This window comes from Paraburkholderia sp. JPY465, assembly GCF_050436725.1.
GTDB classification, from domain to species: Bacteria; Pseudomonadota; Gammaproteobacteria; order Burkholderiales; family Burkholderiaceae; genus Paraburkholderia; species Paraburkholderia youngii.
Genome location: NZ_JBNDMT010000006.1, coordinates 1,118,662 through 1,144,372, shown reverse-complemented (window position 1 = coordinate 1,144,372; position 25,711 = coordinate 1,118,662). Strand labels below are relative to the sequence as shown.

Here is a 25,711-nt window from a genome sequence, read left to right as displayed (position 1 = left end):
TGCCGCTCCGCGCTTCAGGTCCGCGAGACGCCGGAGGCCGTGGTGTCGGCGTCATTGGCAGGCACCGCCTCGAGAAAGCCGCGCCCCATCTCCGCCTCGAAGCGCGCAGCGCTGCCCTCCCAGATGATGCGCGCATGTTCGAGAACGTAGACGCGATCGGCATGCGGCAGCGCAAACCTGACGTTCTGCTCGCCCAGCAACACGGTGATAGGCGTGGATTTCTGCAGCGAATCCAGCGCTTTCGACAATTGCTCGAGAATCACGGGCGCGAGGCCGAGAGTCGGCTCGTCGAGAATCAGCAGCTTCGGCTGGGTCATTAATGCGCGCGCGATCGCGAGCATTTGCTGCTCGCCGCCGGACAGCGTACGCGCGGTTTGTCCCTGGCGCGACTTCAGGATCGGAAACAGATCGAACAGCCACGACAGCTGTTTCGCGCGCGCCGTGTCGGCGAGATGATATCCTCCGAGTTCGAGATTCTCGCGTACCGTCATGTCGCCGAATAGCTCGCGCGTTTCCGGGCATTGCACGAGGCCGGCGCGCGAGATCGCCGCACCGCTGATTCCGCGCAGATCGCGCCCGTCGAAGCGAATCGTCCCCTTGTACGGCACGAGGCCGGAGAGCGCGTTGAACAGCGTCGTCTTGCCCGCGCCGTTGAGCCCAACGACCGAGACGAACTCGCCCTCGCGCACTTGCAGACTGACGTCGTCGAGTGCGCAAGCCTTGTCGTAGAGCACGCGCACACCGTTCACCTCGAGGATCGTGGGCTTCGCATTGCCCGCGGCGCCGGTGCGCTGGCGCAACTCCAGCTTGCCGCCCAGATAGACGCGGCGCACCGTCTCGTTCTGCATCACCTGTTCGGCGGTGCCTTCGGCGACACGCTCGCCGAGGTACATCGCGAGCACGCGGTCGGCGAGCGCGGACAGACTTTTGACGTTGTGATCGACCAGCAGCACCGCGCGCCCTTCGGCGCGAAAGCCGCAAATCAGCTCGGAAAACGCGTGCGATTCCGCCACCGTCAGTCCCGCGAACGGCTCGTCCACCAGCACGACCTGCGGGTCGCGCGCAATCGCCTTGGCCATCTCCATGCGGCGCAGATCCGCAAACGGCAGCGTCGCGGGATGCCGATGCATGACGCCGGCAAGGCCCACCCGCTCGGCGATTTCCTGCGCGCGCTGGTGCACGTGGGGTTCGGCAGCGAGTTTGACGAGCGAATCAGGCAGCAGCGCGAGCTTGATGTGTTCCAGCACCGTTTGCCGATGCAGCGGCCGCGAATGCTGAAACACGATGCCCACGCCCGCGCGCGCGATCCGGTGCGGCGCCCAGCCGGCCATCTCCACGCCGTTCACTTTGACCGACCCCGCATTGGGCCGCTCGATGCCCATGATCAGCTTCATGACCGTGGACTTGCCCGAGCCGTTCGGTCCAATCAGACCGAGGATCTCGCCGGGCCGGATGTCGAACCCGATATCCTTGACGGCGACGAGACCGCCGAAGCGCTTGGTCAGTCCGCGTACGGAGAGCAGCGGCGTGTCGTTCATTGGCGCTCCCTCGCGCGTAGCAGATTGCCGAGCAGACCGTCTGGAAAGAACAGCAGCGCAGCGAGCGCGACCGCCGCGACGACGAACGTGTTGAGCTGGCCGAGCGGTCGCAGGAACTCGCCGGCGACGATCAGGAAGATCGAGCCGAGCACCGCGCCGAGTATCGTGCGGCGTCCGCCCAGCACGGCCGCGATGATGATCTGCACGCCCACGCTGAGATCCACCACCGTGCTCACGGAAGCCGTGCCCTGGTAGAACACCAGCATCGCGCCTGCCACGCCCGAGAAAACGGCGCTGATGCAGAAGGCCACGAGCTTGTGCCGCGTGACATTGAAACCCAGCGCCTGCGCGCCGGTTGCGTCCTGGCCGCTGGCCTGCAGGATCAGACCGACTGCCGAACGCGACAGGCCGAACAGCAGGATCGCGCAAACGATCAGGAACGCGAGCGCGATCCAGTAGTTATGGTTCGCATCGACCGACATCACGTCCGGCACCATCATGCCGATCTCGCCGCCCGTTATGCCCGCGAAGATCACGATGGCGTTCTGCAGCAGCAGCACGGCCACGAGCGTAACCAGCCCGAAGTAAGGACCGCGCAGCCGAAGCGCGGGCACCGCCAGCAGCAAGCCGCCCACCAGCGCGACGCCGCCGCCCGAAAGCACGCAAACGGGTATGGGCAGGCCCCATCTGGCGTTGAGGATCGCAGCCGAATAGGCGCCGAGTCCGATCAGGAACGTCGGCCCGAAGTTGACCTCGCCGGCAAAGCCGAACAACAGGTCCCACGACATCGCGAACACGCCGAAGTAGAACGCCACCGTGAGCACGCCGAGGACGTAGCCGGAAAGCCACCACGGCAACGTCGCGGCGATCACGGCGAGCGCAACGGCGATCCATGCGCCACGCGAACGGAGAAGAACGGACATAGGGGTACGCTCCATTCGCACTGTTAGCGGCGTCCCAGGAAGCCCTGGGGCCGCACGTACACGACCAGCACCAGCAGCAGCAACGCGGGCAGCGGGCGCAGCGTCGGCGCGATCAGATAGGCCGTGACGGTCTCCAGATAACCCACCACGTACGCGGCCATCAACGAGCCCGATACACTGCCGAGCCCGCCCAGCACGACGATCGAGAACGCGCTGGCCGTCAGCTGCCCCGCATTGTTCGTGCTCACGCCAAGGAACGAAGCGAGCAGCACGCCCGCTATGCCGGCCAGCACGCCGTAGATGCTCCACGCGAGAAGATAGATCCGGGAGAGTTCGAAACCGAGCAGCGTGAGACCGCGCGGATTCATCGAAGCCGCGAGCAGCGCCTTGCCTGCACGCGTGCGGTTCACGAACAGCCACAGCATGCCGATCACGGCCCAGCAGACCACCGCGATCATGATTTCGTTGTACGGCACGCGCACGCGGCCCACCATCGCCACGCCGCTGATCAGCGGGCGCATCGTCACCGGGTTGTCGGTGAAGAGCCACGCCATGCCCTGCTGGATCATGATGCCCCACAGCAACGTGCCGGTGAGCACGAAGATTTCCTTCTCTTCGCCGGGAATCGCAGCGGAGCGTTGAATGGGCCGCACCACCATCAGGTAGGTGACGAAGGCCGTCACAAGACCCGCGATCACGCCGAGCAGCGTGCCGAGATAGGTGCCAAGCCCCGCCTCGCCCGCGAGCATCCAGCCCATCAGCGCCGCGACCAGCATCACGCCGCCGTGCGCGAGATTCAGGATGCCGGAGACGCCGAAGATCAACGTGAAACCGATCGCGCCCAGCGCATAGAGGGAGCTGATTGCAAAGCCGTCGACGAGAATCTGCAGTAGCAACATGCCCGGCCTTTCATGTTGGTTAGGTTGTCGATTCGTGCGCTGTCCGGGCCTTCGCTATGCGCAGGTCCGGACAGTCGCGATCATCGCGCGGCTAGTTCGCGCTTGCCTGCTGCACCTTGATGAAGGTCGGGAATTTCACCGCGCCGTTGGCGATCGACTTGGGCCAGATCGCGACCTGCTTGCCGTTCTGCCATTGCAGGTTGATGCCCGTGATATAGCCGGGCCCGTACTTCAGCGCGTGCGTGAACTGATCGCTCTTGCCATAGAACTGCCAGCGACCGATCGTGCCCACGTAGTCGGTTTTTTCGAGCGCGTCGACCATCTGGTCCGGATCGGTCGAGCCCTTGTTGCGCTTGATCGCGTCCGCGATGATGTAGACGAGGTCGTAGCTCGTGAAGCCGCAATACGCCGGAGAAACGCCGAACTTCTTCTGGTACTCATCCGTGAAGGGCACCGTTTTCGGCGTGATCGCCACGCCCGGCGCGGCGGCCGAGGCCGTGATCACGCCTTCAGTCGCGCCGTTCGTGTCCTTCCAGAAGCTCGTGGTCGTGGCCTGCGAGCTTTGCCCCGACATCGGGATCGGCACTTGCTGGTCGTGCCATTGCACGGTCGGCTGCACGCCCACGTGGCTGATGCCGGTGGTGATCGTATCGGGGTGCTTCGCCTCGATCTGATTGAAGATCGGCGTGAAGTCGGAGGTATCGGGATTGAAGCGGATGTGATCGAGCACCTGAAGTCCCGCTTTGGGCAGGCATTCGAGGTAGCGTTCGTCGAGCGGCTTGGTCCACGCCGCATCTTCGCTCATGACGACGGTCGTTTTCATCTTGAACTGGCCAACCAGAACGTCGTGCGAGAAGTCGCAGATAGACTGCGCGATGAATGCGGACGTCATCCAGCCGTGGAACGTGTACTTGTAGTGGTCGTAGTCGTCGTGAACGTGCTTCGAGATGTCGTTGCTAGCCGCGCCGGGAGTGATGAAGGGCACCTTCAGGCGCCCCGACCACGGTTCCATCGCGAGCGCCACTTCGCTGATGTAGCTGCCGATCACAGCGACCACCTTATCCTGGGTCGCCGCGCGCTGGAAGGCGCGCACGCCGTCGGAGGCCGATGAATGGTCGTCGTATGCGACGATCTGGATGGGCCGGCCATCGACGCCGCCGCTCGCGTTGATCTGGTCCGCGGCGAGCTGCGCCGCCTTGCTGATCGAAGCGCCCGCCACCGAGGATTCTTCGCTGATCACGCCGATCTTGATCGGCTCGGCCGCCGCATGAGCGCCTGCCGCCAGACCTAGCCCCGCCGCTACCATCCCCGTCGCGACGACGCAATGAAGGTTTCGCCACACATTGTTACTGGACATCATGCATCTCCGATTCGAATGGATCGTTGAGCAACAATTGCCCGCCACATTGCAGCAACTTAAGAATGCGCACACAACAATATTCACCCGTTTTGCCGCGCTCAATCGGTACAAACGATGACCGGGTCCCTACGGACTTCATGGTGCAGAGCGGAAAAATCTTGCCGCTCGCACCGCCGGATGCCGTTTTTTCTTAGTGGGATCGATGGCTATGGGCTGCAAGATTCGCGGTATTCTTTCTCCCTCATTCGTCATCCGAAGCATTGTGTTCGCCTCGTTTTGGTGGGTTCGTGCGCTTCAATGACCAACGTGCCGTCGCCTCGCAACGCTCTCGAACGTACCCGGCTTAAAGCGCCTTAGAAGGACAGCCGATTTGCCAACATCTGACCTATATTTGATCGCAGCAACGGTCCGCGAGTCACATCTCTCTCGCTTCCCGCCCCGGCCACACCGAACTGGGCGCATCTGACTGACCCCGCACCAACTCCGCCGAAGCAATCGCGTCAGCGCCCCACTCCCGCAGTTTTACGGCGACTTTTCGTCCGGCCCAGATTCGTCCCGATCACGCGACCTGGCTTCCCTGCTTTCAAGGAGGACTCTTATGGCGACAGCGATAAACCGAATCCATGCAAGTGAGATCCGTCCGTATGGAATAACGAAACGGAGTATTGAATATGAACTCAATCTTCAAAGCGGTGATTGTGGGAGTTTCGTTTTCGATCTGTGCCGACGCAACGTTGGCGCAAAAGGTCGAAACCCCTCCTCATCAGGGCAATACGACGTATGTAACCTACTACCTTAACCATCTATTGGCGAACATCGACATGGGCGACGAGGGCTCCGATTCGGTGATCGAGGGCTTTGGTATCACGCGTAACACGAGCGGGCAGAAAACCTTCGACGGCATGTCGGTGCACTGCGTCTTCTACTACGGGGTACGTGGCGGCAAGGAGACAGCACAAGGCGCCTGCACCGAGATGGATGCCGATGGCGACAAGGTATTCACCACGTTCGTGGCGGGCGCCCACACGTTGATCGGGGGCACCGGAAAGTACCAGGGCATCACCGGTAGCGCGACGTTTTCTGCCAGTCCGCTGCGCCCGCCCGCACCCGGCACGTTTGCGGTCGAGATCGATCACAAGGTGAGCTGGAAGCTCAAGTAGCTGCATGACGCAGCGCATCAACCCGCGCCATGGTCGGTTGGAAGGCGGCCGCGGCGCGGGACCGGAACACTCTGCAAGCGTGCCTCCGTGCGGGTCCGAACATTACGCGGCAACCCTGCTTGCTGACATATGTACGTCATGATAGGTTGCTGCAATTCCCGCTGCCGCATCTGGCATCTCTTTTCGCAACGCTACGCGCGCGATAAAAAAAGCGGGATGGGTTGATCTGGACTCATCGTACGCATACGCCTTTCCCCGAGAGGAATTCAAGAGCCATGGCTTCAATGATCCAGCGAACGACCCTGTTCGCCTGTCTTCGCGCGGCTTCTGTCGCGGCTTCCCTGTCGATCGCCGCACTTGGCGCGCACGCCGCCGATCTCGTGATCGCAGGACGGGACGACATCTACGGCCGCGGACTCGCGCAGGCGGTGGACGGCTACAAGAAGCAGCACCCAGGCGTCGATATCGAGTTGCTGAAGCTGCCGAATAACGACCTGTATCAGAAACTGAAGCTGTCGTTACGCGAAAACACGCGCGCTTATGACCTGGTGATGATGGACGACACCTGGTCCCCCGAATTCATCGCCAACGGATGGCTTCAGCCGCTGCCCGCCACGCTCGCGGATGCCGACATGGTGACCTCGACGATCTCCCTCGGACGCGCGTCGACCGGAACCTTGTATGCGATGCCGATCGTCGGCAATGTCGAGATGTTCGCCTATCGCAAGGATCTGCTCGCGAGTCGCGGCCTGCAGCCGCCGCGCAGCTGGGACGACGTGCTGAAGATCGCACAGACCATCGGGACCGCCGACAAGGACGTTTCGGCTGTCGTGTTTCGCGGCGTGAAGGGCAACCCCGTCGTCACCGGTTTCCTGCCGATCCTTTGGGCCTATGGCGGAGAAGTCGTCGACACGAACGGCAAGGTCACGATCGATTCACCCGAAGCGCTGGCCGCGCTGAAGATGCTGCTCGCGCTGAAGAAGTGGGCCCCGAAAGATGTCGACGTGTATGGCGCCGGTGAAGTGCGCGACGCATTGCAAGGCGGCACGGCCGCGCAAGCGATCGAAGTGTGGCCCGCCTGGCTGCCAGCGCTCGACGATCCGGCGAAGTCGCGCGTCGTCGGCCAGGTCGCGCTGCAACCGCCGCCCGGCCAGGTCAAGGGACCGGCGCCGATGCTAGGCATCTGGCAAATGGGCATTGCGAAAGACGCCGCGCATGCGAAGGTGGCGGCGGATTTTCTCGCCTACCTGACTTCGTCGGCGACGCAAACACAACTGGCTTTACTCGGCATTCCGCCGACGCGCAAGAGCGTCTTCGTCAATCCGACACTCGTCAAGCAATATCGCTGGTATCCGGACCAACTGAAGGCGCTCGAAGCGGGCCGTGCGCGGCCTCGCGTGAAAGATTGGCAGCAGATCGAGGCGATTCTCGGCGACGCGTTGCAACTTGCGCTGACGGGGCAGGCCACGCCCGACGCAGCGTTGCATCAGGCTGCACAGAAGATCGCCCAGGCCAACGCCGCAGTGCAGTGATAGCGGCAGTGACAGCGCAGGCAAGCGTGGAAACCGATCGATGAGCCGCTTGCGACCTTATCTGCCGCTGCTCGTCCTGATGAGCCCGGCCGCGGCCGTGCTCGGCGCGCTGGCGCTCTACCCGGTCGCGCGCGTGCTGATCGATTCGTTTTTCTCGGTGGATTACGCGTCGGGGCATCGCTCGTTCATCGGGCTCGTCAACTATCGATCGGTCATTGCCGACGGCGAGTTCGGCACGAGCTTCGTCAATACGATCCAGTTCATGATCGTGGCCTCGCTCGCTGAAGTGCTGTTCGGACTTGCGCTCGCGCTGCTATTCGTCCGCGCGTTTGCGGGCCGGCGCATCGCGTTGCCGCTCGCCGTGCTGCCGATGATGCTCTCGACGCTCGTGTGCTCCGCGATCTGGCGCAACTGGCTCAACTACCGAGGCTTTCTGAATGCGTTGCTCAAGGCGATAGATCTACCGGCGGTGCCCTGGCTATCCGATCCGCACCTCGCGTTGTGGTCGCTGATGCTGGTCGATGTCTGGCAATGGACGCCGATGGCATTCCTGATCATTCTCGCGGGGCTACAGTCGATTCCGCCTGAAATCGCCGAGGCGGCACGCACCGACGGCGCGAACGAATGGCAGTGCCTGCGCTACATCACGCTGCCGCTCGTTGCACCGCACGTCGCACTCGCGATGCTGCTGCGCTCGATCGATACCTTCAAGCTGTTCGACAAGGTCTACGCGTTGACGGGCGGCGGTCCGGGCAATGCCACGCAGACGCTGTCAACGTACATCTACGACACGGGTTTCCGCTTCTTCAACGTTGGACCCGCCAGCGCGGCTTCGGTATTGATGCTGCTCACGTGCGCGGTGCTGGTCTCGGGATACATATGGAAATCGGCAGTCAAGCGCGAGCGTTGATGCCGCTCGCCCGCTTGCAGGGTTTCGCGCGACGCTCGTCCGGTGCCGCGGTGCGAGGACTGTTGCGGCTCGTTGCGCTGGCGGTGTTGCTGCTGCCGTGCATATGGATGGCTGGCGCGGCCTTCACGCCCACGCTGGAACGCCTCGCCCATCCGCTCGCGCTGTGGCCTTCGGCGCCCACGCTCGAGCATTTCGCGGCGGTGTGGGAAAGCGGCATGGCCCAGTCGGTGCTGAACTCCGTGTGGGTCGCGGTGGGCGCCACGTTGCTCGCACTCGCGCTGGCTTTTCCGTCCGCCTATGCGCTCGCGCGACTGGCGTTTCCGGTGCGACTCGATCTGCTGTTCCTGATGCTCGTGCTGGCACTGAAGCTGATGCCGCCGATCACCGTGGCCGTACCGCTGTTTTCGCTGGCCAAGTGGCTCCATCTGCTCGATTCGCTGTTTGGGCTGGTACTCGCCTATCAGCTGTACGCGTTGCCGATGGCGATCTGGATGTTGCTGCCGTTCGTGCGCGACGTGCCGATCGAATTCGAGGAGGCCGCGGCGCTCGATGGCGCGAACCTCGCGCAGCGCATCGTCTTCATCGTCGTGCCGCTGTGCGCGCCGGGTCTCGTTGCCACCGCGATCTTCGTGTTCATCATCGCGTGGAACGAGTTTCTGCTGGCGCTGTTGTTCGTCTCGTCGCCGAGTCACTTCACACTGCCGCTCACCATGGCAGGTTATGTGACCGAGAACGGCATCGACTGGGGCGAACTGATGAGCGCGGGGCTGATTTCGTCGGTGCCGACGCTTGTGCTCGCCGGCTATGTGCAGCGCTATCTGCTGCAGGGCTTTTCGGGCGGCTTGAAATAACGGGCTCCAACTTCGCGTCGACGTTGCAGCCGACGCTTTGCTTATCCAGAGGTTTTCTTGCGCCCTGCCGTGACCTGTCCGTCCGTTTCGCCCGCTGACTGGATGTCGGCCATCGAAGGCAGCCGCTTGCTGTCCGCACTGACCTTGCCAGGCAGCCATGACACCTGCGCCTACACGGTCGATGACCGGCTCGCGCGCACGCAACATGCCACGCTCGTCGATCAGTTGCGCCATGGCGTGCGGGTTCTCGACATCCGCTGCCGTCATCAGCGCGATCGCTTTGCGATTCATCATGGCGGCATCTCGCTGGGTCTGAGTTTCGACGATGTGATACGTACATGTGCTCGGTTTCTCGCGCGCCATCCGGGGGAATCGATCGTCATGTCGGTCAAGGACGAATGGCCCGCGCTCGACTGCACCCGTGCGTTCGCCGCGACCTTCGAATGGTATGTGGAGCGGCACGCGGAGGTGCGCTGGCACCTTGCTTCCGAACTGCCGCTACTGGACGCGGTGCGCGGAGGCATCGTGCTACTGCGGCGCTTCGCGAGTGCAAAGCCGCTCGGCATCGACCTAACGGCCTGGCCTGACAACGCGACGTTCGATATCGACGACGTGCCGGCGCCGTTCACCGTCCAGGACGAATTTCGCGTGCCGGTGCCGGCATCGATCGCTTACAAGTGGCGCGCCATCGATTCGCTTCTCGATCTCGCGCCTGGCCTGTGCGACGAGCGTTGGGTCATCAACTTTTGCAGCGGCACGGGGATGGCGGCGCCGCCGGTCGTCGTGGCGTGCGGCGATACACAGCATCGCGGTGTTCACGAGCAGCTTGCCGAGCGACTCGCCGATGGTCCGCAACGATGCGGCACCATGCTGCTCGACTTTTGCGACTGGGAGGACTGGCGCCTCGTTGATGCGTTGATTGCAACCGGCGCCGATAACGCATCGCTGCGGGCATGAGGTTGCCCGCGAACCTCAGCGTGATTCCTTGGCTCGCGGCTGCCGCGGTGGCGGCCTCGATTCTGGTCCGCGCCTCACCGGTTCACGCGTACAGGCGTCCGGCGGTGTGACATAGGGAACGTCGTCGCGACAACACGCATAGATCGGAAATCCATACGCGTTCGTGCCGACGATGGTCGTTGGGCCGTGCAGCGGGCACACCGCCTTCATGACGCCTCCTCGAAACGCATCGATCAATCTTCTCCATCTTACGCTCGCGCGGTCGGGCGGCAGCCGCGTTGCAAGGAAGCGTCGGCGGAATTGTCATTTCTTGCACGCCATGCAATGATTGATCCCGGTGCGGGATGGTGTCATTCCGGCCGTTGCTGACATTTTGGGATGCCCTGCCATTCAGTCGACGAGCCTACTCCTCGCCGCCGGCTGTTCCAGTCCGTTGTTTCGACGCTCAAAACATCGACTTGGCTCGGCCTCATCTGCGATGGCGGCGATTTCCGAATAAGGGTATTCACCTACCCCTTCTTCCCGAAAATTTAACATTTTGAAGTTAGAATGAACCCTCTAAAATCGATTGTTATCTCATCTGATGACAGTTGATATAGGGAGATCCAAGCGTCGGGGCAGCCGTACGACCTACCGGCGCGAGTCCGGGCCAGTTGGTGGGCTGTGACTCGATGGAAAAACAGCATGTCGTATTTCGACTGATGAATACCGACATGAAAATGCGATTCGGCACAACTGTTTTCTCGGTGTTTATTTAGTCTTACTAATAAGACTTTTGCTCCGGATCCTCACCGACGATATTCCGCATACTGATTGCGGATACGGTCTCCGGAGCAGGCGGGTTCGAACTTCAATCCAGGAGAAGCAATGAAAGACCATTCGTCCGAAGCTTTGATGAAATCCTGCAGAACGAATGCGTCGACGTGCTTTTCGCCCGCCACCGAAGCGTTTGAAGGAACACAGAAACTCGCTGGCCTGGACCGGCAGGCGGGGAGCACCGTTCGGGGCAACTGGAACCTTTGAGCAGTGCGCCGGCGCGGCACGTCGCCGCTAGCTGATGCACCAGCTCCATTCGCGCAATACCACAAGCCTATAAAAACCCGCGCAGTTCAATCAATGCCGAAGCCGTTCCTCCACTGACGCTGGAGGCGGCAGCGCATTGTGGCAAAGCAATGGCGGGTTGTGCGAGGCGGCCATTGGGTATTCACGATCCTCGCAGACATTTCGATCACGGATGGAAAGGATGACGAAACGAACCGTAGTAGTAACGGGCGGCATGGGCGGCCTCGGAGAAGCGATCAGTACGAAACTGCACGACGCAGGGTATGCGGTGGTAGTCACGCACTCGCCGAGCAACACCGGTGCCGACAAATGGTTGGCTGATATGGAAACTCAGGGCCGAAGCTTTCGCGCCTACCCGGTCGACGTGGCCGATTACGACTCATGCCAGCGTTGCGCGGACAAGATTCGGGCGGAAGTCGGCCCCGTCGACATCCTGATCAACAACGCTGGCATCACCCAGGACATGACCCTCCGGAAGATGGACAAGGTGAATTGGGATGCGGTCATCCGCACCAACCTCGACTCGGTCTTCAACATGACCAAGCCGCTGTGCGAAGAGATGGTCGCACGAGGCTGGGGGCGCATCGTCAATATCTCGTCCGTCAACGGCTCAAAAGGCTCGGTCGGCCAGACCAATTACGCCGCAGCCAAGGCCGGCATGCACGGCTTTACCAAGTCACTGGCGCTGGAAGTGGCGCGCAAAGGGGTCACGGTCAACACCATTTCGCCGGGCTACCTGGCCACCAAGATGGTCACCGCGATTCCGCAGGAGATCCTCGACACGAAGGTCCTGCCGCATATCCCGATGGGACGTCTCGGCAAGCCCGACGAAGTCGCGGCGCTCGTGCTCTATCTGTGCTCGGAAGATGCCGGCTTCGTGACCGGCTCCAATATCGCGATCAACGGCGGCCAGCACATGCAGTGACGCGACAGACCGCGCCGGTACGTGCCGGAACACCGGACGAATCGGCGTGAACCATTCACGCAACACCCCTGTGCTTCCATGAGAGAGGAACGTGTCATGAGTGAGACCTGGATGGGCCTGATCATTGGGGGCACGGCCCTCAGCATCGCAATGCTCATGGTGATTGATCACTATCGCCGTGAGCGCAGAAGGGCAAGACTGCTACGACATCTGGATCATCATGAGTGGTGGCATCAACCGCAAGGGCGAATGTAAGTGCATCGACCGCGCCAATAAAAAATCAGATACATCGAGAGGGCTGAAGAATGACACCGGAAATCACCGGACAACAAAAGGCCACAGGCCATCAGATCACGGTTCGTACGAGGCGCGGCGGCATGCGGGTCGCCGCAGTGTGGCAGGTATTGATGCCGGTCGCCGATGCCATCGAGGACGTACGGATCACGAGCAACCGCAAACATGATGTCGAAGACATGACGATCGCGTTTGCCGACAGGTTCTCGGGATCGCTGCACACCGTTCTCAAGAAGTTCGAGACGATGCCGTGGGTGGCCGCCGCGGAGCTTTGCTGAACACCGAGGGCCGTGCCGCTTGCGATGGGTCGCGTCGCTACGAGGACCGGCGCGCGTCACGCTGCCTGGCTCGCCAGGTAGCTGGCGGGCGCCTGGGCCTCGCAAAGGTTGTATGGCATAAGCGGGCCCATTGAAGTCGGACGTACACGACCGGACCCAGCCGGTCACCACCTGAGAGAAGTGGATGAAAACAACAATCAAGAGAGGGCCCCCGGACAGGGAGAGCCCCTATACACCCCTGACCGCTGGAGATGCGATTTCGCATCTCGAACGGATCCTGTCCCACGATGGCGTCGATTCGTTGTTCAGCCGGACCTACTGGCGCGCGCGCGTCCAGCAGGTGAGCGCTACCCAAGGACTGACTCCGCAGCAGCAGGCAAGGCTGGTGAAGCTGCTCGAGTCGCTGCATCCCCCGGTCCCGAGCGAGGAGACGTGTTAGTCACGCGTCGACGCGGACGTACGTCGTCCGCGATCGCTCAGAGCTGATCGTCGACATCCAGCAGCCGATCCTCCACATGCAGATCTTCGGCGCACTCTCCCTGCAAGGGCAACTCCTTGCCTTCCGCTGGGAAGTGATCGCGGACCATCCGGCACAGGCGTTCGCGCACGAGCACACGTTGTGCCGTGTCCATCCGCGCGTAACGCTGAATCTGCGCAGCCGAAAAGTGCAGTGTCAGCACGCATCGCGCATCCAGCGTCGTGTCGCCATGTGACTCGATCACCCAGGAAGCCTGGATGAGGAAGTTCCGGCCGTCGTCGTAACCGCTGATCGCGGGCGCTTTCGGTGACTCGAATAGCGTGGAAAGAGCCAGTTCGATTTCTTCGATGCGCTGGTTCAGATCGATGTCTCTCATTGAAAGTCCTCCTTGTGGTCGAGGCCCCGGCCTCGACCATTACGCGAGCAAAATCCGTGTCCGGCTGTCGCTGTCTGCGCAGTGCTTCGACCGGAGCCGGACTCGTAATCCCGTTGCCGCTCACTGGCAATATGTACCGTTGCCCCATCAGCAGATATTCAAGCGGGTAAGGAGTGATCCGCACGCTTCACACAGCGACAAAACGACGACGCCGCGCACATATCGCCGGTTCAGATCGCGCGGCCAAGGAGATCAAGGAACTGATCGACGAGTCGGTCGCTCGCGTCAAGACCGGTCAAGCTCAGGTCGACGAATCGGGCCGCACCATCGACGAAGTCGTGTCCGCGGTCCGTCGCCTGACCATCAGGGCATCGAGCAGGTCAATCAGGCGATCGTGCAGATGGACAAGGTCACACAACAAAATGCCGCGCTGGCAGAGCAGGCGGCCGCCGCGGCGAGCTCGCTGCAGCAGCAATCAGGCACGCCGGTGCAACAGGTAGCCGTATTCGCCGTCGACTGATACGCCAGCATCGGTTTCGCGTCACCGGTCGCCTCGTCACCATCGCGGCCTGGTATGACCACGCAGCGGGCGGCGATGCCGCGGCCTGCGCAAAGTGCGAAAAGCGCCTCATGCATGCCGACGCCGCATCGCCCCCTTGAACGACCAACCGTTGAGCGCCAGAAAGACGAGCAGCGTCGCACCGAAAATGCATTGGCGTCCTGCTTCGCCTATCTGCAGCGCGGTCAACAGACTTGTGAGAACCGTCAGCAGTGCAGCGGCGAGCGCGACCGCGATGTAGTCGCCCCGTCCGCCCGCGAGCGACACGCCGCCGATCACCGCGACGACGACGCTCGGTAGCACATAGGTCGTTCCGAGCCCGAGAAACGCCTGGCCGACATAGCCGACGAGCAGCACGCCCGTCACAGCGGCAATGATGCCGCTCGCGACATAGACCGCGATGCGGATCGCGCGCACGCGCGTACCGGCGATGGCGGCAGCGACCGGATTCGCGCCGGTCGCCATCAGGCGACGCCCCCAGGCTGAATGGTCGAGAAAACGCCACATCAACGCGCCGGCGCCGAGCCAGATCAGCGCGACGCTCGGCACGCCGCCGAGCGTCCTGCCGGCGAGCGCGGCGAGTGCGGGACTCGCGGCCGTATTGACGTGCATGACCGACGACCAGACGATCAACGCGCCGTCGACGAGACTCGCCATCGCCAGTGTCATCACGAGCGGCGGAATGCGCAGCAGCGTGATGCCGACACCATTGAGCGCGCCCACCAGCGCGCCCGCCAACGTCGCGACGGCGAACGCAGCCGGCAATCCAGCCGATGCCGCTCCGAGCAGCGCGGCGCCAAGAATGCCGCCCAACGTCGCGGCCGCGCCTACCGACAGATCGAGCCCCTGCTCTCCCGCCATCATCACGAGCGACTGCGCGAGGCCGAATAGCCCCAGAAACGTCGCGATCTTCAACTGATTGGCGACCTGCCCGAGGCTTGCGAAGCCCGGCACCGCGAACTGCCCACTGATGAGCACGATCACGGCGAGCGCCAGCAAAAAGGCGCGGCGCGAATTCGGTTTCATCGTCACACTCTCCTTTTCGCGCCCACGAACGTGAAGCCGAGCGCAAGCACGATCACGGCACCCTTGAACACTTCCTGGTAATTGCTCGGGATGCCCGCGAAGTAGACGACGTTGCCGATCAGCGTGAGCACGAGCGCGCCGCAGACGGCGCCGAGCATCGTGCCGCGCCCACCCGCCAGCGAGATGCCGCCGATCACCACAGCCGCGACCGAGTTCAGCGTGTATGGCAATCCCAGACGCGCATCGCCGGACGCGGTTTGCGCGCTCAGGCAGAGCGCCGCCGCAAACACGAAGAGCCACGCGAGCAGATAGCCGAGCAGTTTGACGAGCCGGACATCGATGCCGGCCTTGAACATCGCATCGGCGTGGCTGCCGGTCGCGATCAGTCGCCGTCCGAAGCGATGCCGCTGCAGGACCGCCCACAGCGCGATCGCGGCGAGCACCGGCAGCGCCGCGAGCGGAATCACCGAGATACGCGCCGCGAACCATTCGCCCAATGCGTCGGGCATCGCGCCGCCCGGCTGCGGGATCAGCAGCAGAGCACAGCCAAACCAGACGGCGCCGGTCGCGAACGTCGCGATCAGCGCGCTTTGCTTCGCATAGCCGACCAGCAGACCGTTGCACGCACCGGCAAGCAGCGCAGCGGCCAGCGCGGCGACACAGGTCGCGCCGAGACCCCACCCCATCAGACCGGGCGCGGCCGCGAGCACGCAGTTGACCAACGAGATTCCCGCGCCCATCGATAGATCCAGCTCTCCCATTAGCACGACGACCGCCTGCGCCATGCAGATCAGGACCACCGGCGCGGCGTTCTGCATGTTGCTCGCGAGCGAATCGGCGGTGAGAAAGTCCGGCTGCAGCCATGCATTCGCGATCACGACCGCGAGCAGCATGACGAGCGCGGGCAGCGCACTGGCGGCACGCGCGCAGGATATCCTCAGCGCCGCGCCGATCCGTTTGCCTGGCGACCAGCCGCCAGTGGCGGCAAGTCCGTCTCCCAGTTGCGCCTTCATGCCGCGCTCCGGCCGAACAGCGCGCTCGTCACGCGGGATTCATTCATCTCATCACCTTCCAGCTGCGCGATGATCCGACCTTCGTACATGACGATCAGGCGGTCGCACACCGCGAGCAATTCTTCGGTATCCGAGGCATAGACGAGCACGGCCGTCCCCGCTTGCGCGAATGCACCGATCGTCTCGTAGATTTCCCTGCGGGCGATCACATCGACGCCCTTGGTCGGATCGCTGAGCAGCAGCACGTCGACCTGCCGGTTCAGCCAGCGCCCGATCACCACTTTCTGCTGATTGCCGCCCGACAGATCCCGCACCGGCTGGCGCACGTCGGACGTCTTGATGCGCAGTCGCGCGACCACGTCGTCGACGAACCGGCGGATCGGCGCGCGACGCAGCCGCCACGGGCTCGCCGCGAAGTTCACGCTGACCTGCGCCAGATTGAATTCGACCGGGTGATCGAGCCACAGGCCCTGCCGATGCCGGTCGTTGGGCACGAGGCACACGCCCGCGGCGATCATCTGACGCGGCGAACGCGGCATGATCGTCCTCGCTCCAGCTCGTCCGTCGAGCCTCACCTCGCCGCCGTCTGGCACGCGAAAGCCCGCGAGCGCGTCGAGCAGTTCTTCCTGGCCATGGCCTTGCAGTCCCGCGATGCCAAGAATCTCTCCGCGTTCCAGTTCGAAGCTGACGCCGCGCAGCCGCGCGCCGGCGCGCAGATCGGTGACGCCGAGCGCGACGGTTCTTTCGGTGTGCGCCGGATCACCGCCACGTCCACGTTTGCCGTCGTGCCCATGCGTGGCAGCCGCGCCGCCCATCAGTTCGAGCACACGCGCTTCGTCGAGTTGCCCGCGCACCGCTAGCTCGCCGACCGCGCGGCCGTTGCACAACACCATCACGCGATCGCACAGCGCTTCGATCTCCGCCATCCGGTGCGAAATGAAAACCACCGCCGTGCCGCGCGCCGTCAGGCTACGCACGACGCGCATCAGGTTGTCGACTTCAACGGCGGCGAGTGCGGCGGTCGGTTCGTCGAGAATCAGGATGCGCGGCCCGAGCGCAAGCGCCCTCGCGATCTCGACCAGTTGCTGATCGGCGGCGCTGAGGCTGCCTGCGCTCGCTTCGATATCCCAGCCGGGTCTCAGGCTCTCCAGCAGCCGCGTGGCGCGATCGCGCGTGCGCCGCTGATCGAGAAAGCGACCCGTATGGCACAGCTCCGCGCCAAGAAACACGTTCTCCCACACCGGCAGATCCGGCGCGAGACCGGGATGCTGATGCGCAATCGCGATTCCCGCCGCGCGCGCCGACTTCGGCGAGCCGGGTCGCAGCGGCGCACCGATCATTTCGATCGTGCCGTCGTCCGGTATCGTGTCGCCGGCGAGAATGCTCGACAACGTCGATTTGCCCGAGCCGTTGGCGCCGAGCAGCCCCAGCACTTCGCCGGCGTTCAGCGTGAGGCTCGCGCCGTCGAGCGCGAGCACGCCGCCATAGCGTTTCGCCAGTCCCTTCGCGATGAGCACGGACATGATCGGCGCTATTGCGTGAACAGCGCGTCGAGCTGGGCTTCGCTCAGCCATTGGCCGAGAAAGTAGCTGTCGGGCTTGTCGCTCATCGAAGCAAGCGTAGCGTCGAGGTTCTCGGCGGTTACGGTCTTGGTGATCGGGAAGTAGTAGGTGTTGTCGGGCAGCGGCTTGAGCGTGCGACCGTGCGCGAGGCGTACCGCGATGCCGAGCGCCGTGCGGCTGATATCGGGCGGATTCACCTGCACGAACACCTTCATCGGATTGCCGGCGTCGCGCTGCTTCTTCCATTCCGTCAGAAAGCCCTTTTGCGCTTCGCCGGTCATGATCGGCACGCGCCGGTTCGCGTTCTCGAATGCGCGCAGAACGCCGAGCGCCATCGCGTCTTCGGTGAATACCGCGTCGATCTGCGGTTGCGCCGCGATCACCGTCGCCATCACCGCTTGCGCCTTGGCCTCGTCCCATTCGCCATAGCCGGACCAGACGACCTTGATGCCCGGATACTTCGCGAACGTCTCGAGCGCGGCCTTCTTGCGCGCCTCCGCCGCCGGATGTCCGGGGATGCCGTCGAGCACCACGACATTGCCCTTGCCGTGCAGTTGCTCCGCGATCCATTCGGCGTAGCGTTGACCCCACTTGTAGTGATCGACGGTCACGTTCGTCGCGTAGCGATTGGACACCGCCTGGTCGAACGACACCACCGGGATCTTGCTGCGCTGCGCCTCCGAGATCACGCCGTTGAGCGCGGTGGCCGAGTTCGCGTCGACCATGATCGCGCCCACCTTCTGGCGAATCATGTTGCGCATGTCCTGAATCTGCTGACCAGTGTTGGCGCCCGATTGCTGCACGATCAGCTTGTCGGCGAGGCCCCTGGTTTTGTACGTCTGGAACTGCTGATTGGCGCCGTCGATCATCTGGTTGCGCCATTCGGTGCCGAAATAGCCGTTCGACAGGCCGATATCGGGCGCGGCGGCCAACGCCGATGCGCACGCGAGGCTAGTCGCCACGGTGGCAAGCAAAGTGCGCGGTTTCATGTCGTCGTCTCCTGATGTTTGGTGTGCGCGCGAAGGCGCCAGCCGCGGCGTGCGGCCGGCTCCGCGCATCTTCTGGTGGGCGATGCGGTTTCAGTGCACAGGCGCGGATGCCGCCGTCCCGACACCGGGATCGGCCGGCAACGCCGCGCCTACATGAAGTTCGCCGCGCGGCGGCAGCGCGTCGTGCGTGCTCTTGAAGATGTCGCCATCCTTCATCACCAGCGTGATCTTGCTCGGGTCCTGCAGCACGGTGAGGTCCGCGAGCGGATCACCGTCCACCAGAATGATGTCGGCAAGATAGCCCTCGCGAATCTGGCCAAGCTCGTCGGGCATCATCATCAGCTCGCCGCCGTAGCGCGTGGCCGAGATCAGCACCTCCATCGGCGTCATGCCGATGTAGTCGACGAAGTATTGAAGGTCGCGCGCGTTCGTGCCGTGCGGCATCCACGCAAAGCCGTAGTCGCCGCCCGGCAGAATGCGGATGCCGCGCTTATGCATCTTCTGCAGCGTCACCGCGGCGGTTTCGAGCTCGCGCTTGTAGCCCATCTTCGTCGCCAGTTCCTCGCTGATGCCCCACTTCTCAGCGTGATACAGCGTGCTGATCAGCCAGCCGATGCCCGGCGCGACGAAGTGCTTTTCCTTGTTTGCTTCGAGCATGTCGAGGGCTTCCTCGTCGGCGAAGCTCGCATGGAAGATCAGTTCGAGCCCGTGCCGCACGCATTGCTTGACCGATTCGCTCGAACGCGCATGCGCGGCCACGCGCTTGCCGGCGCGTTTCGCCTCGGCAGCGAGCATCGCGATCTCTTCCTCGGAAAACGGCGACGATTCCGCCGAAATGCCCGCGATGTACTCGCCCGACAGATTGATCTTCAGATGATCGACACCGTACTTGACGAACATGCGCGTGGTCGCGCGCATTTCTTCCGGCCCGCTCACGACCGCGCCGAAGTTCAGTTCCTTGAACGGCATGTGCGGCAGCGTGTTGTCCGCGAGGCCGCCGAGAATGGTGATTTCCTGGCTGCCCGCCAGATAGCGCGGTCCCGGAAATTCGCCGGCGTTGACCGCGTTGCGCAGCACGACATCGAGCCGCGGCTTGGCGGCGGCCGCGCCCAGTGCCGAGGTCCAGCCCATTTGCAGATAACGCTTCGCGACGCGCACGCACCACAGCATGTGCTCCTCGGGCGGCATGAACTGGATCGCTGACAGCGACGGCTGGTCGTTCCACGAGAAATGCGTGTGCGCTTCGGTCATGCCCGGCATCAGGAATGCGCCACGGCCGTCGATACGCTGTGCCTGGGGCGCGTTGATCGGCTCTTCGTCGCGAGCGACGCGGACGATGCGCTGCCCGTCCACCAGCACCTGACCTCTGAAGGGCTGAGCACCGCTACCATCGAAAACCGATACGTTGGTAAACAAGATCGAACTCATGTCTGTCTCCTCCACGTGGGGCCGAACGCGCGCGGGCGTCCGCCGCCGGTTGGTTACTGCCTGACTGTGCCTGTTTCGCGCTCGGGGGCCCGTCGATCGCCGTTCTGCGCGGCTATTCTGATCGACGCGGCGCCCACCTGTTCAATGCGTCACCGAGCCCCTTGATAGAAGCGCTTCAACTCCGCCGTCGTTTCGACGGGTTTTTCGAATGTGGTCCAGTGACCACAGCCGCTCAGCACGACGACTTTCGCGCCCGCAATACGCTCGCCCATCGCCTTCACCGCATCGGGTTTGCCAACGCCGTCCTGGTCGCCTGTCACGAGCAGCGTCGGCACATGGATGTGTTCGATCTCCGCCGCCTGCGCGCCAGCCAATGCCTCGCAGCTTTGCGCGTAACCTTCGGGCGATTGACGCATCACGCTTTCGCGCACGAGCGCGAGCGTCACGGGCCGCTGCGACCTGGTTTCGTCGCTGGTGGCGCCTTTGACGATCGCATCGGCGATTTCCTGCAGGCCCGGCACGCCCTTCTCGCGCGCGATGCGCGCGCGCTGGCGCATGCCGTCGCGCGCGGCGTCGGGCGGAGCAATGAGCGGCCCGAACAGCGCGAGGCTTTTAACCAGCTCGGGATGCCTGACGGCCAGATGCTGCGCGACGATGGTGCCCATCGAATGCGCGACGATGTCCGCGTTATTCACCTGCAGCTCGCGCAGCACGGAGGCGATCGTGTTCACGTAGGAATCGATCGACAGCTTCTGCGCGGGCAACGGCGAACGCGCGCTGCCAGGCAGATCGATGCGGATGACCTTCCTGCCTTCGAACGCCGGCAGCACCGGCGTCCAGTTGTTCGAGGAACCGCCGAGACCGTGGATGCACACGACCGGCGCGCCGTCGCCTTCGATCTCGATGAAGATGCCTTGCACTTGAGTTGTTGCCATGCTTAAGCCACCTCGTTTTCAAGGACGCCGATGCGCGGAATCTCCATGCGCACGACATCGCCGCTTTTCAGAAATTTCGGGGGATTGAAGCCGATGCCGACACCCGCCGGCGTGCCCGTCGCAATGACGTCGCCGGGCTGCAGTTCCATGCCGGCCGACAACGTCGCGATGATCGTCGGGATATCGAAGATCAGCAGCTTCGAGTTCGATTCCTGACGCAACTCACCGTTGATCCAGCAACGCACGTCGATGTTCGACGCGTCCAGTTCGTCGGCCGTCACGAGATACGGGCCCATCGGGCAGAAGCCGTCGAGCGACTTGCCGATGAACCACTGACGATGCAGCTTTTGCAGATCGCGCGCGGTGACGTCGTTGATGATCGTGTAGCCGAACACGTGATCGAGCGCCTTCGCCTTCGAGATCGCGCGACCTGCCTTGCCGATGACGACACCGATCTCGACTTCGTAGTCCATCTGTCGCGTCACGTCGGCATGGCGCGGAATGCGCTCGCCAGTCGCGATGATCGTCGATGCGGGCTTCGTGAAAACGACCGGTGCTTCAGGTATGTGCTCGCCTGCCTGCGCGCTCTTGTCGAAACCGGACCTGCTGAACTCTTCGGCGTGGTCGTGATAGTTCTTGCCGATACAGAACAGGTTGCGGCGCGGCTGGTCGATCGGCGCGAGGAGCGTCGCCGACGCGAGCGGGCGCCCTTCGCCGCGCGGGCACAGCGACTCGCGCAGGTCGGCGAATTGTTGTACCAATTGGACCATGTCGCCGGCAAAGCCGTCGCAGAGCTGCGATACCGGCCAATAAACTCCGGCTTCGGGGTCGACCAGGGCGACCGCCCTCGCCCCGTCGTGGCGCAAAGTTGCCAATTTCATGATGGGCCTTTAATCTAGGTCTGGTGGGTCAATCTGGAACCACTGTAGGACCAAATCCGGACAAAAAGAACTAGGGTTAACCAAAAATCAGAACCAATTGGTTCTTGTTTGAATGCGCAGCAGGACTGGGTATGAGTGACGTCGACACAAGGCTGACGGTCAGGGCGAAGGGAGCACGGGAGCTCGCCAGCTATCTGGAGGAAGCGATTCGCAGCGGACGCTTCGCCGAAGGCGTGCGCCTGCCGCCCGAACGCGAACTTAGCGAGGAGTTCGGCGCTTCACGTGGCGCCGTCCGGCGAGTCCTCGCCGATTTGAAAGAGCGTGGGCTGATCCGGCAGACGGTCGGCAGCGGCACGTTCGTGCTGCCTGGCGCAAGCGTGCCGGCGCCGCCGCTACCCGAGGCGAAGCCGCACGCCGTGCAGACGAGCCCAGCCGAACTGATGGAAGCGCGGCTTTTGATCGAGCCGCTGATGCCCGGGCTCATCGTCCGATATGCGACGGCGGCCGACTTCGCGCAGATGAGCGACTGCATCGAGCGTTCCGAGGCGGCGCAAACCATCGAGGAGTTCGAGCACTGGGACGGCGAACTGCATCGCGCGTTGGCGGTCGCCACGCACAACACCTTCTTTCTGCGCGTGCTCGAATTGACCAACGAGGTGCGCGAACAGGGCGAGTGGGGACGTCTGAAGCGCCTGTCGCTGACGCCCGAGCGGCGCAGTCAATATGAGGCGCAGCATCGCGCGATCGTGGATGCGCTTCGCGATCGCGATGCCGAGATGGCTTGCGAGCTATTGACGAGCCACCTGCGGCAAATCAGGGAAAACCTGTTCGGACGTTGACAGCTTTACGAATACTTGCGGCGGCACGCATTCAAGGGTTGCGATTTCCTTCCGGGGGTATCGAATCTGTTTATCAGACGCGATGCGAGACCACGCCAGACCCAACCTGGATGCCTCACCCGCGACGTTCGTCGAGCCCTACCGGGGCGAGCTTCCGCGCGACGCAGATCGCCGCCGCCCGCGCACGGACCGGGCAATGCGCGATTCATGCGGAACCATGCGTATGTGGTTAACCCGCTCTTTCAACCCTTGGCGCGCGTGCTTATCGTGCTGGGTGCGCGCGGCAGGCCAACAACTTCAAGCAGCTGCCGGCGCGTAACGTCTTCGGCGGCGCCGGGGCGACCGTCACATCGGCGAGTCGAAAAGCGCACGCAGAAGCGAACAGATACCTGCACCGCCGGCATGGCCGGACGGGTTCGCAGCCGAGCGGGCCACAACCGGGAGGCCGCCGTAGAGGGGACAAAAGATGTTCGGATCCAAGCTGATTGACGTCAACGCATTATCTGGCCCACGCGCCCGAGCGCCGGTCCAGGGGCGCCTACGCCTATCCCCTCACGGCCATGTCCATGCCGTGCCCACGCCCCACGACAAGACACCGTCCGGTCATTAGCCACTGGCAGGCTCACTGCCGCATTTCATGACCGCCGCTACTCCCAACCGATCAATCAATCCCTCGGCTCCGGGTGTGCAAACCGTTACGCCGGACCCCGCTCACAGCGCTCTCGCAGCAATGAACAAGGGGTCCGATTTTCAACGTTGTTTACGTGGTTCGTTAGCAAGGAAATCGAATGCAAAACAAAAAGCGCACTTTGCTTAAGGCCGCCGCCGCACTCGTGCTGGCAGGTTCGAGCGTGGTCGCCCATGCGGACGATGTGGTCAAGATCGGGCTCATCGTGCCGATGAGCGGTCCGTTCGCGTCCACGGGTCGTCAGGTCGACGCGGCGGTCAAGCTGTATATGGCCCAGCATGGCGACACGGTCGCGGGCAAGAAAATTCAGGTCATCCTGAAGGACGACACCAACGTTCCGGATACGACCAAACGCCTCGCACAGGAGCTGATCGTGAAGGATCACGTGTCGGTGCTGGCCGGCTTCGGCCTCACGCCGCTCGCGCTCGCCGCCGCGCCGCTCGCGACCCAGGCGAAGGTGCCGATGATCGTAATGAACGCGGCCACCGCGATGATCACCGAGCAATCGCCCTACATCGTGCGCTCGGGCTTCACGCTGCCGCAGAACACGTTGGGTATCGCGCGTTGGGCGCCGAAGAACGGCATCAAGAAGGTGGTCACGCTCGTGGCCGACTACGGTCCCGGCATCGACGCGCAGAACTCCTTCAAGAAGGTCTTCGAATCGGAAGGCGGCAGCGTCGTCGAGCAATTGCGCGTGCCGGTCGCCAATCCGGACTTTTCGCCGTTCCTGCAGAAGGTCGCCGACCTGAAGCCTGACGCGTTGTTCATCTTCGTGCCGTCGGGTGCCGGCGCCGCGTTCATGAAGCAGTTCGCCGAGCGCGGCCTGAGCAAGCAGGGCATCAAACTGATCGGTACCGGCGACGTGGTGGATGACGACATCCTGAACGCCATGGGTGACGTGGCGCTGGGCGCGGTGACGTCGATGCACTACTCGGCCGCTCTCGACAATCCCGAGAACCGCGCCTACGTGGCCGCCTTCGAAAAAGCCAACCCCGGCATGCGCCCGAACTTCCACAGCGTCGGCGCCTATGACGGCATGCACCTGATCTACGCGGCGCTGCAAGCCACCAAGGGCGACACCAACGGCGACAAGCTGCTGGCAGCCATGAAGGGGCAGAAATGGGTCAGCCCGCGCGGCCCGGTGGAACTCGATCCGCAGACCCGTGAAATGGTCCAGAACGTGTACATCACCCGGACGGAACGCGTGAATGGCCAGCTGTTCAACGTGTCGTTCGACAAGGTAGACGCCGTCAAGGATCCGGCCAAGATCAAATAAGCTCGCAAAAGCGAGACAGGCCGTCTCCGGATGATTCGATTTGCCCGTCGCGCCCCTCGCACTGCCAGGGCGCGGCGTTTCGGCGGTAAAAACTCATGCTAACCATTCTCTTCGACGGCATTGCCTACGGCATGCTTCTGTTCGTGCTGGCGAGCGGCCTGGCCATCACGCTGGGATTGATGAACTTCGTCAATCTGGCTCACGGCGCCTTCGCCATGGTGGGCGGTTATGCCACCGTGCTCGCGATGTCGCGCCTGGGCATCCCTTTCCTGTGCGCATTGCCGATTGCGTTCGTCGCGTCCGCGGTGCTTGGCGGCATTCTCGAACGCACGCTTTATAAGCGCGTGTACGGGCAGTCCGAACTCAACCAGGTGTTGTTTACGATCGGCCTGACCTTCATGGCCATCGCGACGGTCGACTACTTCATGGGCTCGACCCAGCAGTTCCTGAACCTGCCGCAATGGCTGCAGGGCCGCACGGTGTTCGCCGGCATCGGCATCGGTTACTACCGGCTGTTCGTGATCCTGGTCTGCGTCGTCCTCGTCGTCGCGCTGCAGCTGATCCTGACCAAAACCCGCTTCGGCAGCCGCCTGCGCGCATCGGTGGATGATCCGCGCGCGGCGAGCGGCCTCGGCATCAACATCAACTTCGTGTTTCTGACCACCTTCGCGTTCGGCTCGGGCCTCGCCGGCCTCGGCGGCGCGCTGGGCGCGAACATGCTCGGCCTCGATCCGATCTTTCCGCTCAAGTTCATGATTTATTTCCTGGTCGTGGTCGCGGTGGGCGGCACGACCTCGCTGACCGGTCCGCTGCTGGCTTCGCTGCTGCTCGGCATCGCGGACGTGGCGGGCAAGTACTACATCCCCGATCTGGGGGCATTCATCATCTACGGCGTCATGATCATCACCCTGATGTGGCGACCACAGGGTCTATTCGTCAGGGCGGGGGGCAAATGAAGTCGGCAACTTCTAG

Annotated in this window: 23 protein-coding genes and 1 pseudogene; 12 read left to right on the top strand and 12 right to left on the bottom strand. The window is 63.2% G+C overall.

All coding sequences use genetic code 11. The features are described 5' to 3' along the window. Window positions 1–14: 14 nt before the first annotated feature. The 4 genes from QFZ94_RS38640 to QFZ94_RS38625 form a co-directional block, all read right to left on the bottom strand. On the bottom strand, window positions 15–1,538 hold the full coding sequence (locus QFZ94_RS38640) for an ATP-binding cassette domain-containing protein (protein WP_429463141.1): 1,524 nt from the start codon (window positions 1,536–1,538) through the stop codon (window positions 15–17). Further along, complete coding sequence (locus QFZ94_RS38635) at window positions 1,535–2,461, bottom strand: branched-chain amino acid ABC transporter permease (RefSeq protein WP_429463140.1); 927 nt, start codon at window positions 2,459–2,461, stop codon at window positions 1,535–1,537. Before QFZ94_RS38635 ends, QFZ94_RS38640 begins: the two co-directional genes overlap by 4 nt. Before the next feature lie 23 nt (window positions 2,462–2,484). Beyond that, on the bottom strand, window positions 2,485–3,360 hold the full coding sequence (locus QFZ94_RS38630) for a branched-chain amino acid ABC transporter permease (RefSeq protein ID WP_410851261.1): 876 nt from the start codon (window positions 3,358–3,360) through the stop codon (window positions 2,485–2,487). Between the two features lie 91 nt (window positions 3,361–3,451). Beyond that, a complete protein-coding gene (locus tag QFZ94_RS38625) occupies window positions 3,452–4,717 on the bottom strand; it encodes an ABC transporter substrate-binding protein (protein ID WP_368581290.1) in 1,266 nt (421 codons plus the stop codon). 674 nt (window positions 4,718–5,391) lie between these two features. Here QFZ94_RS38625 and QFZ94_RS38620 point away from each other — a divergent pair. The 8 genes from QFZ94_RS38620 to QFZ94_RS38585 all read left to right on the top strand — a co-directional run bounded on the left by QFZ94_RS38620 (window position 5,392) and on the right by QFZ94_RS38585 (window position 12,689). Continuing rightward, entirely contained in the window at window positions 5,392–5,880 is a 489-nt protein-coding gene (locus tag QFZ94_RS38620) for a hypothetical protein (protein WP_429463139.1), read from the top strand. A 275-nt stretch (window positions 5,881–6,155) separates the two neighbouring features. Then, entirely contained in the window at window positions 6,156–7,412 is a 1,257-nt protein-coding gene (locus QFZ94_RS38615; RefSeq protein WP_429463138.1) for an ABC transporter substrate-binding protein, read from the top strand. Window positions 7,413–7,452: 40 nt separating this feature from the next. Beyond that, the gene (locus QFZ94_RS38610) at window positions 7,453–8,322 is read left to right on the top strand and encodes a carbohydrate ABC transporter permease (protein WP_429463137.1); all 870 of its coding nucleotides are present in this window, start codon (window positions 7,453–7,455) and stop codon (window positions 8,320–8,322) included. Continuing rightward, window positions 8,322–9,173 carry a carbohydrate ABC transporter permease gene (locus tag QFZ94_RS38605; protein ID WP_429463677.1) on the top strand — a complete coding sequence of 284 codons (852 nt, stop codon included), beginning with the start codon at window positions 8,322–8,324 and terminating at the stop codon, window positions 9,171–9,173. Before QFZ94_RS38610 ends, QFZ94_RS38605 begins: the two co-directional genes overlap by 1 nt. Before the next feature lie 102 nt (window positions 9,174–9,275). After that, complete coding sequence (locus QFZ94_RS38600) at window positions 9,276–10,130, top strand: phosphatidylinositol-specific phospholipase C (protein ID WP_429463136.1); 855 nt, start codon at window positions 9,276–9,278, stop codon at window positions 10,128–10,130. A gap of 867 nt (window positions 10,131–10,997) precedes the next feature. After that, window positions 10,998–11,153 carry a hypothetical protein gene (locus QFZ94_RS38595; protein ID WP_368581285.1) on the top strand — a complete coding sequence of 52 codons (156 nt, stop codon included), beginning with the start codon at window positions 10,998–11,000 and terminating at the stop codon, window positions 11,151–11,153. Between the two features lie 220 nt (window positions 11,154–11,373). Beyond that, complete coding sequence (gene phbB / locus QFZ94_RS38590; RefSeq protein WP_368581284.1) at window positions 11,374–12,117, top strand: acetoacetyl-CoA reductase; 744 nt, start codon at window positions 11,374–11,376, stop codon at window positions 12,115–12,117. A 305-nt stretch (window positions 12,118–12,422) separates the two neighbouring features. Then, a complete protein-coding gene (locus tag QFZ94_RS38585; protein WP_176111277.1) occupies window positions 12,423–12,689 on the top strand; it encodes a hypothetical protein in 267 nt (88 codons plus the stop codon). Window positions 12,690–13,165: 476 nt separating this feature from the next. On the opposite strand, the gene QFZ94_RS38580 is transcribed toward QFZ94_RS38585, so the two are convergent. Further along, on the bottom strand, window positions 13,166–13,543 hold the full coding sequence (locus QFZ94_RS38580) for a DUF3022 domain-containing protein (RefSeq protein WP_429463135.1): 378 nt from the start codon (window positions 13,541–13,543) through the stop codon (window positions 13,166–13,168). 230 nt (window positions 13,544–13,773) lie between these two features. Here QFZ94_RS38580 and QFZ94_RS38575 point away from each other — a divergent pair. Beyond that, window positions 13,774–14,063 (top strand): annotated as a pseudogene (locus QFZ94_RS38575) (methyl-accepting chemotaxis protein); the annotation flags it as partial. A gap of 108 nt (window positions 14,064–14,171) precedes the next feature. Here QFZ94_RS38575 and QFZ94_RS38570 read toward each other — a convergent pair. The 7 genes from QFZ94_RS38570 to QFZ94_RS38540 form a co-directional block, all read right to left on the bottom strand. Beyond that, window positions 14,172–15,128: an ABC transporter permease gene (locus tag QFZ94_RS38570; RefSeq protein WP_429463134.1), complete on the bottom strand. Its 957-nt coding sequence runs from the start codon at window positions 15,126–15,128 to the stop codon at window positions 14,172–14,174. 2 nt (window positions 15,129–15,130) lie between these two features. Continuing rightward, a complete protein-coding gene (locus QFZ94_RS38565; protein ID WP_429463133.1) occupies window positions 15,131–16,141 on the bottom strand; it encodes an ABC transporter permease in 1,011 nt (336 codons plus the stop codon). Continuing rightward, window positions 16,138–17,664: a sugar ABC transporter ATP-binding protein gene (locus QFZ94_RS38560; RefSeq protein WP_429463132.1), complete on the bottom strand. Its 1,527-nt coding sequence runs from the start codon at window positions 17,662–17,664 to the stop codon at window positions 16,138–16,140. Before QFZ94_RS38560 ends, QFZ94_RS38565 begins: the two co-directional genes overlap by 4 nt. 8 nt (window positions 17,665–17,672) lie before the next feature. Further along, window positions 17,673–18,692, bottom strand: coding sequence for an ABC transporter substrate-binding protein (locus tag QFZ94_RS38555; protein WP_410851250.1), 1,020 nt, complete (start codon window positions 18,690–18,692; stop codon window positions 17,673–17,675). A 90-nt stretch (window positions 18,693–18,782) separates the two neighbouring features. Next, window positions 18,783–20,120, bottom strand: a complete 1,338-nt coding sequence (locus QFZ94_RS38550) for an amidohydrolase family protein (protein WP_429463131.1) — start codon at window positions 20,118–20,120, stop codon at window positions 18,783–18,785. 149 nt (window positions 20,121–20,269) lie between these two features. After that, window positions 20,270–21,055, bottom strand: a complete 786-nt coding sequence (locus QFZ94_RS38545) for an alpha/beta fold hydrolase (RefSeq protein WP_429463130.1) — start codon at window positions 21,053–21,055, stop codon at window positions 20,270–20,272. A gap of 2 nt (window positions 21,056–21,057) precedes the next feature. After that, complete coding sequence (locus QFZ94_RS38540) at window positions 21,058–21,936, bottom strand: fumarylacetoacetate hydrolase family protein (RefSeq protein WP_429463129.1); 879 nt, start codon at window positions 21,934–21,936, stop codon at window positions 21,058–21,060. Window positions 21,937–22,067: 131 nt separating this feature from the next. On the opposite strand from QFZ94_RS38540, the gene QFZ94_RS38535 reads away from it, so the two are divergent. From QFZ94_RS38535 to QFZ94_RS38525, 3 genes are all read left to right on the top strand, one after another. Then, the gene (locus QFZ94_RS38535; protein ID WP_429463127.1) at window positions 22,068–22,775 is read left to right on the top strand and encodes a FadR/GntR family transcriptional regulator; all 708 of its coding nucleotides are present in this window, start codon (window positions 22,068–22,070) and stop codon (window positions 22,773–22,775) included. Between the two features lie 788 nt (window positions 22,776–23,563). After that, complete coding sequence (locus QFZ94_RS38530) at window positions 23,564–24,739, top strand: ABC transporter substrate-binding protein (RefSeq protein WP_429463126.1); 1,176 nt, start codon at window positions 23,564–23,566, stop codon at window positions 24,737–24,739. 95 nt (window positions 24,740–24,834) lie between these two features. Next, window positions 24,835–25,695, top strand: coding sequence for a branched-chain amino acid ABC transporter permease (locus QFZ94_RS38525; protein ID WP_176111280.1), 861 nt, complete (start codon window positions 24,835–24,837; stop codon window positions 25,693–25,695). Window positions 25,696–25,711: the final 16 nt, after the last annotated feature.